General features: G+C 59.7%; 12 protein-coding genes. 4 read left to right on the forward strand and 8 right to left on the reverse strand.

What is annotated here, in order from left to right:
• Positions 1 to 10: 10 nt before the first annotated feature.
• From P8A25_RS02345 to P8A25_RS02360, 4 genes are all read right to left on the reverse strand, one after another.
• On the reverse strand, positions 11 to 472 hold the full coding sequence (locus P8A25_RS02345; protein ID WP_404838753.1) for a DoxX family protein: 462 nt from the start codon (positions 470 to 472) through the stop codon (positions 11 to 13).
• 235 nt (positions 473 to 707) lie between these two features.
• Positions 708 to 1,685 (reverse strand): GDSL-type esterase/lipase family protein, encoded by a 978-nt coding sequence (locus P8A25_RS02350; RefSeq protein ID WP_215442432.1) that lies wholly within the window; start codon positions 1,683 to 1,685, stop codon positions 708 to 710.
• A gap of 21 nt (positions 1,686 to 1,706) precedes the next feature.
• Entirely contained in the window at positions 1,707 to 3,245 is a 1,539-nt protein-coding gene (locus P8A25_RS02355; protein WP_215442433.1) for a sialate O-acetylesterase, read from the reverse strand.
• Positions 3,246 to 3,256: 11 nt separating this feature from the next.
• Positions 3,257 to 4,033 (reverse strand): VC0807 family protein, encoded by a 777-nt coding sequence (locus P8A25_RS02360; RefSeq protein ID WP_022396492.1) that lies wholly within the window; start codon positions 4,031 to 4,033, stop codon positions 3,257 to 3,259.
• Between the two features lie 221 nt (positions 4,034 to 4,254).
• Between P8A25_RS02360 and P8A25_RS02365 the strand changes: the two genes are divergently transcribed.
• Positions 4,255 to 6,069 carry a DEAD/DEAH box helicase gene (locus tag P8A25_RS02365; protein WP_102722656.1) on the forward strand — a complete coding sequence of 605 codons (1,815 nt, stop codon included), beginning with the start codon at positions 4,255 to 4,257 and terminating at the stop codon, positions 6,067 to 6,069.
• A 69-nt stretch (positions 6,070 to 6,138) separates the two neighbouring features.
• On the opposite strand, the gene P8A25_RS02370 is transcribed toward P8A25_RS02365, so the two are convergent.
• On the reverse strand, positions 6,139 to 6,345 hold the full coding sequence (locus P8A25_RS02370; RefSeq protein ID WP_102722657.1) for a hypothetical protein: 207 nt from the start codon (positions 6,343 to 6,345) through the stop codon (positions 6,139 to 6,141).
• 385 nt (positions 6,346 to 6,730) lie between these two features.
• Here P8A25_RS02370 and P8A25_RS02375 point away from each other — a divergent pair, with 385 nt between their 5' ends.
• From P8A25_RS02375 to P8A25_RS02385, 3 genes are all read left to right on the forward strand, one after another.
• The gene (locus P8A25_RS02375; RefSeq protein WP_215442434.1) at positions 6,731 to 8,890 is read left to right on the forward strand and encodes a sulfatase-like hydrolase/transferase; all 2,160 of its coding nucleotides are present in this window, start codon (positions 6,731 to 6,733) and stop codon (positions 8,888 to 8,890) included.
• 9 nt (positions 8,891 to 8,899) lie between these two features.
• A complete protein-coding gene (locus P8A25_RS02380) occupies positions 8,900 to 9,529 on the forward strand; it encodes a DUF805 domain-containing protein (protein ID WP_215442435.1) in 630 nt (209 codons plus the stop codon).
• 92 nt (positions 9,530 to 9,621) lie between these two features.
• Entirely contained in the window at positions 9,622 to 10,353 is a 732-nt protein-coding gene (locus tag P8A25_RS02385; protein WP_345783930.1) for an alpha/beta hydrolase, read from the forward strand.
• A 137-nt stretch (positions 10,354 to 10,490) separates the two neighbouring features.
• On the opposite strand, the gene gcvP is transcribed toward P8A25_RS02385, so the two are convergent.
• The 3 genes from gcvP to gcvT form a co-directional block, all read right to left on the reverse strand.
• Positions 10,491 to 13,337 (reverse strand): aminomethyl-transferring glycine dehydrogenase, encoded by a 2,847-nt coding sequence (gcvP, locus tag P8A25_RS02390; RefSeq protein ID WP_215442437.1) that lies wholly within the window; start codon positions 13,335 to 13,337, stop codon positions 10,491 to 10,493.
• Between the two features lie 97 nt (positions 13,338 to 13,434).
• A complete protein-coding gene (gene gcvH / locus P8A25_RS02395) occupies positions 13,435 to 13,815 on the reverse strand; it encodes a glycine cleavage system protein GcvH (RefSeq protein ID WP_404838754.1) in 381 nt (126 codons plus the stop codon).
• 70 nt (positions 13,816 to 13,885) lie between these two features.
• A complete protein-coding gene (gene gcvT / locus P8A25_RS02400) occupies positions 13,886 to 14,971 on the reverse strand; it encodes a glycine cleavage system aminomethyltransferase GcvT (RefSeq protein WP_102726640.1) in 1,086 nt (361 codons plus the stop codon).
• Positions 14,972 to 14,988: the final 17 nt, after the last annotated feature.

Below are 14,988 nucleotides of genomic sequence, written 5' to 3' on the forward strand. Positions count from 1 at the left end.
GGAAGCCTTTTTATTCCACTTCTATCTTGCAGTCGCGCCAGAGCCACCAGGCATCCAGCGAGAATTTGCCCGGTCCCGTGTAGAAGAGGGTCAGGTAAATCAGCAGATAGATGGCGGCGAGCTCCTGTGCGCCCCAGCCGGAGAGGCCCAGGACGAGGAAGAGAGCCACGCACATGTTGATGATCAGGAGAAGGGAGGCCAGGCGGGTGAAGAGCCCCAGGAAGATGAGGATGGAACATCCGAATCCCGCGCCTACGCACAGCAGCAGGGACAGGAAGTTGCCGATTCCCAGCGGGTCCTGGAAAGCCGCCCAGTTTCCGCTGATGAGCATTCCCAGCTTGGGGATGCCGTGCACAAGCATCATCGCGCCTACGCCCAGGCGCAGCAATAAGACGCCGAAGTCCATGCTGGTGTTGGTGGAGAAAGAGCCCAGCAGGCAGCACGCGGATGATTTGCATTTATTCTGTTCCATGCACTGTAGACCGTTCGTGCGGCAGAAATGCTCAAATAAAATAGGATGAAATGAAATATCCGGAACCAGGAGGAAGCGGCCTGCTGCGCGGACGTTCCGTTTGAGGAGAAGCCGGGCACTTTCCGCAGTTTCCGGCCTGCCGGCAGACACTGCCGCGCGCGGGTGGAGAAGGAGATAATGTTTCTTATTGAAGAGGCTGGCAGACAGCCTCTTCAATAGGTTTTTCAAGGGATGTTCAATGCTTTTTTGCGGGAATCAGGCGGAAGGCGGAGGGGGATTTGGCGGATTTGATTTCCAGGGGCTTGGTCGGGTCCTTTTGAGTTTCCGCGCCTATGGTGATGATAAGCCTGTCTTTGGGGTGGATGACGGTAGCGTTTTCAAAGACGAGCGTATTGGAGCCGTCCGTCAGCTTCCAGCCGTCCAGCAGGATGCCGGAGTCTCCGGAATTGTTGATAATCACGTTGCCGGTGCCAGGTTCCAGCTTGGGGGCGGGCTGCTTGAGCTTCATGCTTTTTGCCAGCTTGGCGAAGGTGATTTCAGCAATGCGCCGCGCGCCCGGCTCCGTGGGGTGCAGGCCGTCCACATACCATTCCGGATGATCGGAAAGGGGGTGCAGCGCGTCAAAAAGGCCGACCTTGTGCTTGCGCGCCACGGTGGCGATCAGTTTTTCCGCTTCCGGACGGTTGGCCGCGGAGCCGTTGTCCGAGCCTGCGTATTTGCGCACATCCGGGTAGCAGTTGCCGGGGAACGCCTTTTTGTTGAGCGGGCCGCGGTAGTCCGGACCCAGCAGGCCCCAGGCGAAGAATCTGGCCTTGGGATTGGCGGATTTCCAGGCATTGAACAGGTCGTCATAACCCTTGGCGAACAGCTTGGGGTCCCACCAGCGGCCCGTATCGTTGATGCCCAGGTTGCAGATGTAAACGTCCGCCTTGAATTCCAGGGATTGCTTGTGTTCCTTGGTGCTGCCGTACCAGCGGCCCACTTGGCCCGGATAGTCGCCCGCCGTTTTTCCGGGGTTGCCGAATCCCCGGACGTCAAAGTCCGGGCCCATCAGCGTGCCGAGCACCTGCGGATACCGGGCATCTCCGGGTTTGAGGCCGGAGCCGAAGGTGATGCTGTCCCCCACGCAGGCTACTTTGGTGGGGACGGCCTGTGCCGCGGTGCCCAGGGAAAGGGCCGCGGCCAGGGAAGCGAAGAGAAGATGAAGGTTCATGGTATGGTGGAGTGAGAAGGGTTATTTTTTAGGAGTGGGCGCATCCGTGCGGAAGGGGCGGGCGGGGAGCTGGTCGCCGTTGACCAGGTTGGGGGTCACGAAGCGGTTCCAGCAGTACCGTGCGTGTTTGGGGGATTTGACCTCCGGGGAGGTGAGGCGGATGACAGCGGTGCTGCCTTTCCTGTTCGTGATTTCCGCCGTGGCGGGATGGTAAGCGCCGTCCGCCCCGGCAATTTCAAACTGGGCCGGTTCCTTGCCGTCCGTCGTGGCCAGGTCTTTGGCGTGTTCCAGTTGGATCAGAAGGGCGCTGCCGGAGGGTTTGAAGGCTTTGAAGGAGGGGCCTTCACAGGGAACCTTTTTGCCGTAAACCTTGTTGAGTGCCGTGTTCCCCGCGCGTTCTCCCACGGGACGCTTGAAGGGGGGGTGGACATCGGCGTTGGTGGAACCCAGGTCAATGGTGTTGACGCTGTAGACCTGCGGGACGGTTTTGGCTACCGTGTCCTGCATTTCCCGGAATTCCGGCCAGCCGGCACGGATTTTTGACGGATCGTTGATGCGGGGGAGCTGAATCATGACGAAGGGCATTTCCGGATTGCGGAAGGCTTTCCTCCAGGAGGAGATCATGGTTTTCAGCAGCATGCCGTTCTGTTCGTTGTCAATGATTTCAGCGTCGGATTCGCCCTGGTACCAGATGACGCCCGTGATGGGAAGGGCTGTCATCCACGCGATGCCGGATTCATAAAGGAATGCCGGTTTGTAGGGATGGTCCGGAGACCCCTGGTCCAGACGCGGGGAGATGTTTTTTCTGGCGCGTCCCCTTACCCAGTCGGAGATGAGGGGGGAGTCCAGCCAGTGGTTGCCGCGCAGGGTGCGGAAGCTGCTGTTGGCATTGATGACCTGCCGGGGAATCCACGCCGCTATTTCCGAGCCGCCCAGGGAGGAATGGATGATGCCTACCGGAATGCCGAGCCCTTCACGGAGTTTTTTGCCGAAGTAGTAGCCGACGGCCGCCATCGGGCCCGAGGCGGCGGGGGAACTGACGGCCCACTGCCCCTTATAGAATTTGTCCGTAGTGACGGCGTCAAAATCCTTGTCGGAATAGGGGGCGTTGTTCGTGTGGGCCTGTGGAACGTTGTTGAACAGGCGGAGCTGCTCGTCCGCGGAGGCGGCTATGTCTTCCTTGGCCGTGGAGGTCTGGTTCAGGCGGAACAGCATGTTGGACTGCCCGGAGGCCAGCCACACTTCTCCCACCAGCACGTCGTCCAGCTTGGAAGAGTCTCCGTTCTGGGTGGCCGTCAGCGTTTGTCCCTCTGCGCTGGGTTTCATGGGGGGCAGGGTGACGCTCCATTTTCCCTTGGAATCCGCCTTTGTTTTCAGGGAGGAGCTTCCGAAGGTGACGGTCACTTCCTTGTTGGGATCAGCCGTGCCGGAGACGGGCACGTTTTTCCCGTGGGGAAGGACCATGTGGGAACCGAATACCCGGTCGAATTGGGGAGCGGCCGCCCAAGCCGCATTCAGGGCGATGGCGGCAGCCAGGATGCATGGAGTATGGAGATGCATGATTTAACAGGTTATTTGAGAAGGAGTTCGTCCCGTGTGAGGCCGGTCAGCCGTCCGAGCCGTTTGATCAGGCGCGTCATGATGAAGACGAGGGCGACCAGGATGGGCACCCCGATGATCAGGAAGCCCCACCAGGTGATGCTGCCGATGGCCACGTTGTAGGCCACCTGCTGTTCCGCCTCAGGCTGGCGCATGACGGAGGACATGAAAGAGAGGCTCAGGAAGAAGTTGCCGATGGAGGAGGCAACCAGCGTGCCCGCCAGAATCCAGGACGAGTTTGCCAGCAGGCGCTGGTAGGTCTGTTCCTCGCCGTTGGCGGCCACCGCCTGTTCTATCCTGCGCACGTCAAACAGCTCCGGCGTGTAAATGAACATGTTGAGAAGGGGGGAGCCGGTGGAGCGGGAGACGACGACCGCCGCCGCCAGGATGAGGGGAATCAGGGCCTCCTTTCCGGCAAACAGCCAGGGAGTGGCGCTGTGGATGCGCCCCTCCGGCCCGATGACGAAGATGCTGATGACGCCCGTCAGCAGCACGCCGGCCATGCCTACGCCGGACATCAGGTCAAATTTCCTGGTGACGACCAGGGAACGGATTCCATAGACCAGGGGAAGGGAAAGGGCGAAAACGAGCGCCCATACCGGGCCGATGTGCCAGAAGCTTTCCCCCGCCGGACGTTCCAGGGGATTGGCGGGGCCCGCGCTGCAGTAGTCCAGAATCAATACCGGGAGCAGGATGTTGATGAAAATTCCCAGCAGGGAGGAACGTGAGTTGTTTTGCGTTTTATCCATGAATTCGGAGGCAGGTACTTGTATCATACGCAGATGCGTCCCCGCAAGTTGCAACCCCGTGTGTGAATGTAAAGACCAGAAGCGGGGGGAGGCGGTTTTTTCCTCCGCAGGCGGCCCCGCGGAAATCGTGGCATCTGACGGCATCTTCCGTTCTTTTGGCTGGACACAGGTGTGAATAATGTTCAGCTTCTCCCGTGACTCTGACAGATCATTTTTCCCCCATGACTCAAACATCTTCTTTTTCGACGCTTGGCATTTCGCCGGAGATTCTGGAAGCCATTGAAGTGCTCGGCTTCGATACTCCTTCCGCCATTCAGGAGCAGGCGATTCCCGCTGCGATCGGAGGGTCCGATATCGTGGGGCTGTCCCATACGGGTTCCGGAAAGACGCTTGCCTTTGCCATTCCGGCCCTGGAGTGCATTGATCCCGAGGAGCGGAATGTCCAGGTGCTGGCCCTTTGCCCCACGCGGGAACTGGCCGTCCAGATTTGCCGGGAGGTGGACAAGCTGGCCCTGTTCATGGACGGCGTTTCCGCCGTTCCCATTTATGGCGGTTCCTCCTTCCGCCCGCAATTGGACGCCCTGCGGCGCGGGGTCCAGTTCGTGGTGGGAACGCCCGGCCGCGTCATGGACCTGATGGAGTCCGGTGCGCTGAAGCTGGACAATCTCCGCATGCTGATTCTGGATGAAGCGGACGAGATGCTGGACATGGGCTTTCTGGAAGATATTGAACGTATTGCGGAGTTCATGCCGGAAACGAAGCAGACCCTGTTTTTCTCCGCCACCATGTCTCCGGAAATCAACCGGCTGGTGAACCGGTTCATGAAGGACCCCGTCCAGATCACCATTGAGCGGCCCACGCTGACGGTGCCCACCATTGAACAGTCTTATTATGAGGTGGTATTTTCTTCCCGGATTGAGGTGCTCAGCCGCTTGCTGGACACAGGGAAGATCAAGATGGGGCTGGTTTTTGCCAATACCAAGAAAGTGGTGGACGACATCGTGGACGGCCTGACGGCCCGGGGTTATCCCGTGGACCGCCTCCACGGGGACATGCCCCAGATCATGCGGGAGCGCGTGATGGATTCCTTCCGCAAGGGGAGCCTGCGTCTGCTGGTGGCTACGGATATTGCCGCCCGCGGCCTGGATGTGGACGATGTGGATGCCGTGGTGAATTTTGAACTGCCGCGTGATCCGGAGGATTACGTGCACCGCATCGGCCGCACGGCGCGCGCCGGGCGCAAGGGGAAGGCCATCACTTTTATGGGGCGCCGTGATTTTTCCCTGATGAGCCGCATTGAACGCTTCATCGGCGTCAAGCTGACTCCGGAACCCGTGCTGACCGCCGTTCAGGTGGACCAGCTCCGGACGGAATCCTTGGTGGATGACATTCTGGAACGCCTCAAGCCGGATGCCGTTCTGCCGGAGGAATTGAAGGAAGTGGAAGCCGCTCCGGAAGCCATGGCCGCCGCCCTGTTTGATTTGCTCCGGGAGCGCACGCACCGGGAAGTACAGCCCATTCCGGAGGACAAGCCCGCCCGCAGGACGCGCCATGTATCCCAGCCCGGAGAAGAGGCGGAGAGCCCGCAAAAGGGAGATTCCTGGCAGCACAAGGGGGATACGGTCACACTGTTCATGAACGGCGGCAAGATGATCGGCCTGCGGCCCAAGGACATCGCCGGATTGTTTTACAATACGGTGGAAATGGAGAAGGGCGCCGTGGGCGATATCCGGATTTTCCCCAAGCATTCCCTGATTGAGGTGGACGCTTCCGTAGCTCCCCAGCTCCTGGACGCCCTGGCTACGGCCACCGTCTGCGGGTATGAGGTCAACGTCCGCGAGGACAAGGGCACGCCGGAATATTCCGACGGGCCGCGTCCGCCCCGCCGCAGCGGAGGTTTCCGCGGCGGCTACCGCGGAGACCGGGACCGGAGCGACCGCGGCGGATTCAGGGGAAACCGCGGAGGCTTCCGCAGTGACCGTGGTGAACGCTGGGGCGACCGCCCCCGCAGGGACGACAGGAAGAAGCGGTTCTGACGCTTCCGCGGTTCCGGACACGTTACTTGCGTCCTTCCGGAAACGGTTTTTTCCACGGGAGCGGCTGCTTTACTGGAGTTTCAGTTCCATGGGCACGGGGTCCGGATTCAGGAGGATGCCTTTCCGGTAGGCGGTCCCCGCCTCCTCGGCGCCGTTTTTGTACTGCTTCCACAGCCTATGCAGCGTATCCCGGTTGCCTGGGATGCGCAGGAAATCGGTGTGGGCCTTGTTGGCGTGTTTGCTCCATGGAGCCATGCCCCTGGCGGATTTCAGCATTTCCAGTCCGGCAGACAGTTCCTTTTTTTAAATGGCGCCCTGCCATGCAGATTTGGAAGATCTGCCGTTCCGGCACGCCGTATGCCTCCGGATTCCAGGCGCCCCCCTGTAAACGATGAACAGGTCCTTATTCTCTTTTTCGGCTTGTGCGGCGGCTTTTTCCAGGTCAGCCATTCACACGTCCAGCCCGCAGAGCGTACCGGAGGGAAGCAGAAGGGCGGATGCAATCAATAGAGTATGGGGCAGTTTCATAGTTTTTTCACTATAGGCCTGATACAGCAATCATCAATTCCCTTTCCGTTTAATTATCTTGAGAGATGGGAGAATTCATGTAAGATCGCGCTCTGTTTTAACGTTTCCCCTAGAGTCTATTTTCATCTGAATCATGAAGCTGGTATCTTTCCTATCCGTTCTTCTGACTGCCCTGGTTCCGTGCATGAGCGCTTCCGGGCAGGCTGCGAAGCCCGCAGCCCGGGCCGTCAAGAATTCAAAACCCAATGTTATTTTTATTCTGGTAGACGATATGGGCTGGGGCGATCTGGATTCCAACTGGAGCCAGCAGAAGCTGAACGGGCGGACGGTGGACAGGAAGAACGAGTTCAAGACCCCGGCTTTGTCCGCGCTGGCCCGGGAGGGGATTCAACTGCGCCGGCATTATTCCGCCGCTCCGGTCTGCGCTCCGGCGCGCGCCTCCCTGCTGCTGGGGGTGCACCAGGGGAATTCCCGCGTGGTGAGGAACAACCGCTTTGACCATCCCATTGAAGATTCCCATACGCTGGGCACCGTGATGCGTGACGCCGGTTATGATACCGCCGCCATCGGCAAGTGGGGCGTGGGCGGCGGCGGCGAAAGCCATGGTCCGGTGACGGGCGGTCCCCACCAGCGCGGCTTCAATTATTTTTACGGCATCCTGGACCATCTGGCCGGGCATTTCCATTATCCTTCCGAATCCCGCGACATTTTCGAGTACAACGGTTACGCCTCCAATCCCGAATGGAAGAATATCAAGGACAAGGTTCCCCAGACCGCCTATTCCACGGATTTGTTTGCCGCCCGCGCCAAGCAATGGATTGTGGACCAGCGCAAGTCCGCCCGCAAGACCGGCAAGCCGTTTTTCCTGTACCTGGCTTTTCCGGCCCCTCACGGCAACCTGGTGGTTCCCGGAACGCCCTATCCTTCCGGCGGCGGTTTGAAAGGCGGCCTGCAGTGGGTGAAGAAGAACGGCACGGAATCCGTAAATACGGCTTTTGACGCCAAGGCGGAAAAAGACAAGGACACGTACATTTATCCGGACAATGCCCGCTTCCCGAATGAGGTGGCCAAACGGCATTCCACGATGATCCGCCGCGTGGATGATGCCGTGGCGGATTTGATTCATCTGCTGAAGGATTTGAAGATCGACAACGATACGATGATTGTCTTTACCTCCGACAATGGCCCCCACAATGAAGGCGGCGCCGACCCCAAGCACAGGCATGGGGCGCAGAATCCGCAGTTTTTCAAGAGTTACGGCATGATGGACGGCATCAAGCGCGACTGCTGGGAAGGCGGAATGCGCGTTCCCACGCTGGTACGCTGGCCCGCCCGCATTCCCAAGGGCCAGATCAGCCTCCAGCCCGGACAGTTCCATGACTGGCTGGCTACGCTGGCGGATGCCGCCGGAGTGCCGGTTCCCGCCCGCAGCGACGGCGTTTCCCTGCTGCCGACGCTGACAGGCCATGCGGACCAGCAGAAGCCCGGCATTATTTATTCCGAATATAACGTCGGCGGCAAGACGCCCGGCTACAAGGATTTCCTGGGCGAACACAAGGGAGCGGAACGGGGCCAGCAGCAGATCGTCTTTGTGGACGGCCTGAAAGGCCTGCGCATGGGGGTGAAGGACGCGGACAAGGATTTCATGATTTTCGATACCCTGAATGATCCGCAGGAAAGCAAGGATCTTGCTTCCTCCAAGCCGGAGCTTCAGGCCCGCATGAAGGCCGCTGCCCTGTCCAATCGGCGTGCCTCCCTTCCTTCCAAGACGGTGTTTGATACGGCGCTGGTCCCGGCAGTGGAGACAAAAGGGGCTGCCTCCCCCGGCTTGAAGTGGTCCCTCTATGAAGGGGAGTTCCCCTGGGTTCCGGATTTCCGTCAGCTCAAGAAGCAGGCTGCCGCGCATGGCGTGGCCCCGTCTCCGTCCGTCAAGATGAACGGTCCCCGGAAGCGCGGGGTGGAATTGACGGGGTTTGTGAAGGTGCCCGCTGACGGGGAGTATACGTTTTACCTGTCCACGGACGCGAACAAGGGGAGCAAGGCCTTTGTCCGCCTGCACGGCATGGAGTTGATTGACGCGGATAAGACTTACGAACCGGGAGCCGAAGTTTCCTCCGATTTGGGCGACCGAAAGAATCCCGTTTATTTAAAGGCCGGGTTGCATCCCATCCGCATCGGCTATGTGGGCAATGCCGGTCCCGCCTCCAAGCTGGTCTTGAAGTGGGAAGGCCCCGGCTTGTCCAAGCAGGAGATTCCCGCGTCCGCGTTCAGCCATGACGGCGGGGCCGAATAAGAACCTCCGATGAGCGACCTTTACGAGTACCAGGCGATTGACGGTTCCTCCAAGGGACCCATCTCCCTGGTGCTTCTGATTCAAGCCCGCAACCATGGGCGGCTGTCCAACCGTACCCTGGTGAGGAAGCTTCCCGACGGGGGCTGGCAGCCGCTGTCTTCCTTCATTCCCTCCATGACCGTCATGGATGCCGATATGGAGGAATCAGCCATGCCGGAGCCCGAAACCGGGGGAGAGCCCGCCCTTCCCGCCTGGACGCGGAAGAAGTATTGGACGCGCATCATTAAGGGATGGTGCAGTTTTGAAGGACGCGCCGGAAAACAGGAGATGCGCGAGGTTTATTCCACCATGGGCATCGCGTGGCTGGTCGTGGCAGGGGTTCCGTCCATCATGAAAAGCGGTTTTTTTTCCGTGTCCCCCCTGTTGGAGCTGCTTTTTCCCCTGGCTTATGTGGTGCTTCCCGTGTTGTTTCTCCCCCTGGCGGCTACGATGGTGCGGCGCCTGCATGATGTGGGGAAAAGCGGCCTTTTCCTGATATGGCTGGCCGTGCCCGTAGTGGGCTGGCTGCTGTTGCTGTATTTGTGTTATGGGGAGAGCCTGCCGGGAGAGAACAAGTACGGTGATCCGCCCTGGAGTTGAAGAATGAAGCCGGAAGCTGGACGCATTGAAGGAGAACAGGCCGGGATGGAACGTCCGGTTAGGGGAATTTCTGCATGATTGCAGCATTGAAAATGAACAGGTTTTTTGTTATACTGGTTATTTTGGTTCAAAGCGCTGCTCATGGCTTCTCCCAGATGGAATTCACCATTGGCCTTTTTGATGGCGGCAGGAACAGAGTGGTTCCGGTAACCGTTTATCAGCCGGAGAGGGAAAGCTCCGAGACAAAGGTAATCATTTTCAATCATGGCTATGACGGAAACAGGAACGTCAAATCCAGCCAGACATATTCCTATTTGAACCGTTTTCTTGCAGGAAAGGGGTATTATGTAATCAGCGTACAGCATGAATTGCCCCAGGATCCGCTTCTGGCAATGGACGGGAATTTGATGGAGGCCCGCATGCCGAATTGGGAAAGGGGAGTGGAAAATATCCTGTTTGCCATTCAGGAGTTCAGGAAGCTGAAACCGGGATTGGATTGGGGAAAGCTTATTCTCATAGGGCACTCAAACGGAGGGGACATGGTCATGCTTTTTGCGGCCAGGCATCCCCTTTTGGCCGATAAGGCCATTTCCCTGGATCACCGCAGGATGAAGATGCCGAGAATCCGGAAACCGCGGCTGTATACCTTGAGGGGATGTGATTATGAGGCGGACGAGGGAGTGCTGCCCGGTATAAAGGAGCAGGAGGAGTTTCATATGAGGGTGGTGAAGCTGGAGGGAGTTACGCATAGCGGCATGGGAGGGGGCGGAACGGAGAAACAGCACGAGCTGGTCAATCGGTTTGTACTTGAGTTTATCAAGTGAGGTCCGGATTGCCCGTTGGTGGCGCGATGCCCAGGGAAGAGATTTTCCTCGAAGGAGCGGTCTTGTTCTGCGGAAATAGAAAGGGCCGTCCCCAATAAATGGAACAGCCCCTTCCAGGTTAAAAGTTATATTTGGCGTTACGCTTCCACGGCTTTGGAGAATTCCTCCACCGTGTCACAGGTGCAGACCAGGTTCCGGTCCCCGTAGACGTTGTCCACCCGGCCCACGTACGGCCAGAATTTGTGGATGCGCAGGCCGGCTACCGGATAGGCCGCCTCACTGCGGGAGTAGGGGTGCCGCCATTCGTCGGCGGAGACCATTTCCGCGGTATGGGGGGAGTTTTTCAGGACGTTGTCTTCCTTGTCCGCCGTGCCGTTGATGACGGCCGTGATCTCCGCATGAATGTGTTCCATGGCTTCGATGAAGCGGTCCAGTTCCTCCTTGGGTTCCGATTCCGTGGGTTCCACCATCAGGGTTCCCGGAACAGGGAAGGACATGGTGGGGCCGTGGAAGCCGTAGTCCATGAGCCGCTTGGCGATGTCATCCACGGTGAGTCCGGCGTCATGGGTGAGCTGGCGCGGATCCAGGATGCATTCATGGGCCACCAGCCCCTTGTTTCCGGAGTAGAGGACCGGGAAGAGGGGGCCGAGTTTTTTAGCGATGTAGTTGGCGTTCAGGATAGCCATTTCCGTGGCTTCCTTGAGGCCTTCCGGTCCCATCATGGACAGGTACATCCAGCAGATGGCGGCAATGGAGGCGCTTCCCCATGCTGCGGAGGCCACAGCTCCTTCCTCATGGCCCAGCGTGAGGTGGCCGGGCAGGAAGGGAACGAGGTGTTCCGCCACGCCGATGGGCCCGATGCCGGGACCGCCGCCGCCGTGCGGCATCGCGAAGGTTTTATGCAGGTTCAGGTGGCAGACGTCCGCGCCGATGCAGCCGGGGCAGGTCAGCCCCACCTGGGCGTTCATGTTGGCGCCGTCCATGTACACCTGGCCGCCGTTGGCGTGGACGATGTCGCAGAGTTCCCTGATGGTCTGTTCATACACCCCGTGCGTGGAGGGGTAGGTGACCATGATGCAGGAGAGGTTGTCCCGGTGGGTTTCCGCCTGGGCTTTCAGGTCCTCCATGTCGATGTTGCCGCCTTCGTCACATTTGACGGGCACCACCTTGAGGCCCGCCATGGCGGAGGAAGCGGGGTTCGTTCCATGGGCGGAGGTCGGGATGAGGCAGACGTCACGGTGGCCTTCCCCTGCGTGCTTCTGGTAGCGGCGGATGGCCAGCAGGCCGGCGTATTCCCCCGCCGCGCCCGCGTTGGGCTGGAGGGAGACGGCGGCAAAGCCCGTGATTTTCGCCAGGCGGTCAGACAGGACGGAGAGCATTTCCCGGATGCCTTCCGACTGGTCCGCCGGAACAAAGGGATGCAGGGAGCTGGTTTCCGGCCACGTGATGGGGATCATCTCGGAAGCGGCGTTCAGCTTCATCGTGCAGGAGCCCAGAGGGATCATGGCTTCGTTCAGGGCCAGGTCCCGTGATTCCAGACGGCGGATGTAGCGCATCATTTCCGTTTCGGAATGGTAGGAGTTGAAGGCCGTTTCCGTGCAGAAGGGCGTCTGGCGCGTATGGACTGGAGCCCAGGCGGGAGTCTCGCAGCAGCAGGGGGCGGAGGTTTCCGCGCCCGCAAGGGCGGAGGCCAGCGCCTCTACGTCTGCGCAGGTAGCGGTTTCATCCAGGGAAATGGTGACGTGGCCGGCATCCACCTTGCGGATGTTGTAACCCGCTTCCAGGGCTTTCCGGACCATGGCGTCCGCCTGGCCGGGGACGGTCAGCAGCAGGGTATCAAAGAAGTCCTTGTTTTCAATGGTGATGCCGGCGTTCGTGAGTGTCTTGTACAGGCTTTTGGTTTTCCGGTGGATTTCCGTGCCGATGCGCTTGAGGCCTTCCTGCCCGTGGTATACGGCGTAGAAAGCGGCCAGCACGGCCAGCAGCACCTGGGCCGTGCAGATGTTGGAGGTGGCCTTGTCGCGGCGGATGTGCTGTTCCCGCGTTTGCAGGGCCAGGCGGTAGGCCGGGCGGCCCTGGGTGTCTATGGACATGCCGATGAGGCGGCCGGGCATGCGGCGCTTCAGGGCGTCCGTGCAGGACATGTAGGCGGCGTGGGGGCCGCCGAAGCCCATCGGAACGCCGAAACGCTGCGTGTTGCCAATGCAGATGTCAGCCCCGAAGGCGCCGGGTTCCCGGATGACGGTGAGGGCCATCAGGTCCGCCGCCACGACGCAGAGCGCGCCCGTGGCATGCACGCGGGAGAAGAAGTCCGTGTAGTCGCAGATGCGGCCGAGCGTGTCCGGATACTGGACGAGCGCCCCGGCCAGGTCCGCGCCGACGGAGGCGGGGTCAAAGGAGGTCCAGTCCCCCACCAGGATGTTGACGCCCTGGAAGGCGGCGCGGGTGCGGATGACGCTGATGGTCTGGGGGTGGCAGGTGTCCGCCACAAAGAAGGTGTTTGCCTTGGGGCGCGCGTTCCGGCACATGGTGACGGCTTCCGCGGCGGCGGTGCCTTCATCCAGCAGGGAGGCGTTCGCCACCGGCAGGCCCGTCAGGGAGAAGACCATGGTCTGGAAGTTCATGAGCATTTCCAGGCGTCCCTGGGCGATTTCCGGCTGATAGGGCGTGTAGGCCGTATACCAGCCGGGATTTTCCAGTACGTTGCGCAGGATGACGGAGGGCGTGATGGTGCCGTAGTAGCCCTGGCCGATGAAGGTTTTCAGAAGCTTGTTTTTCCGGAGGATGGAACGGAGTTCCTCCAGGGCTTCCGTTTCCGATTTGGCTGCGGGCACGTCCAGGGGATCCTGCATCCGGATGTCTGCGGGAACGATGTCCGCAATGAGTTCATCAAGAGTTTGGTAGCCGAGGCTGTCAAGCATCTCCCGGCGTTCTTCCCCCTGGGGGCCGATGTGCCGTCTGGCAAAGTCTGAGTGGGTATTCATGTGGTATCTGGCAGGTAATGGAACCCGGCCGCGGGGGCCGGGTTAAATTCAAAATGCCCCGGGATGGAATCACCGGGGCGGGGGAGGGAGGAACGGGTCAGGAACAGTATTCCTCGTAGTCCGTGGCGTTCATCATGTCTTCCGTTTCCATGGGAACGTCCAGGCGGATTTTGTACAGCCAGCCTGCTCCGTAAGGATCGGAGTTGATGAGGGAGGGATCATTGGAAAGTTCTTCATTCACTTCCAGGATTTCACCGGAAACCGGGGTGTACACGTCACTGGCGGCCTTGACGGATTCCACGACGGCGACGGGGTCGCCGGCGGCAACGGTGGCGCCTACTTCGGGAAGGTCTACAAAGACTACATCGGAGAGTTCGGCCTGTGCATGGTCTGAGATGCCGATGGTGCCGATGTCCCCGTCAATTTCAATCCATTCGTGATCCTTGGAATACAGCAGATTTTCTGGTACGTCGTGCATAAGATGTAATTGTTTGAGGTGAGAGTGTAGTAAAATGCAGTGTTTGTCAGTTTATTTTTGCGCCGTAGTGTCAACCTTTCTTATAAAAGGGTTTTTTAACTACCACGGCAGGGAATTTCCTTCCCCTTACGTCAATTTCCAGCTCGGTGCCGACCTTGGCATGGGCGACAGGCAGGTAGGCCAGGGCAATGCCCTTCATCAGTGAAGGAGAGAGCACGCCGCTGGTAAGTTCTCCGATGGCTTCTCCTCCGGGAACGTGAACGGCATAGTGGGCGCGGGGAGGAGCTCCCTTGCCGGTGTATTCAATAGCCACCAGGCGCTGGGTGAGGCCGTTGGCTTTCTGTTCACGAAGAATGTCGGCGCCGGTGAAGTCCGTATCCAGCGCGCAGAAGAAGCCGAGCCCGGCTTCCAGAGGCGTTTTGTCCGGAGCGAGGTCGGAACCGTTCAGAGGATAGCACATTTCCAGGCGCAGGCTGTCGCGCGCGCCCAGGCCGCAGGGCTTGGCGCCTGCGTCAAGGAAGGCTTCAAACCATTTGACGCCTTCCCGGGCCGGACAGAAGAATTCAAAGCCGTCTTCCCCGGTATAGCCGGTGCGGCAGACGAGGAGGTCCGTTCCGTCCACCGTGATGCGGGAGATGCCGTTGCGGGGGGGGAGCTCCACGCCGGGAATGACGCGGGCGAAGATTTCTCCGCATTTGGGGCCCTGGACGGCCAGGCCCACATATTCGTCGGAATGGTTTTCCAGAACCACGTCCGCGGGCTTGTGGGCGGAGAGCCACGCGAAGTCTTCGTCAATCTTGGAGGCGTTCACCACCACGAAGAAGGTTTCCGGCTCCATCCGGTACAGGATGAGGTCATCAATGACTCCGGCCCGGTCATTGAGCATGATGGAGTATTGCCCCTGGCCGATGTCCAGTTTATTGATGTCATTGGTCAGCATGGAGTTCAGCCATGCAGCCGCTGCGGCGCCGGCCACCGTGAACTGGCCCATGTGGGAGATGTCAAAGATGCCGCAGGCTTCGCGCACGGCTTTGTGTTCGTCCAGGATGCCGGTGTACTGCACCGGCATGTTCCAGCCGGCGAAGGGAACCATTCTGGCTCCCAGTTCAACGTGCTTGGCTGCCAAAGGGGTGGATTTGACGTCGGGATCAGTCATGAGGCGATGTGAAGGTT

Source organism: Akkermansia sp. BCRC 18949 (assembly GCF_045011645.1).
GTDB lineage: Bacteria > Verrucomicrobiota > Verrucomicrobiia > Verrucomicrobiales > Akkermansiaceae > Akkermansia > Akkermansia massiliensis.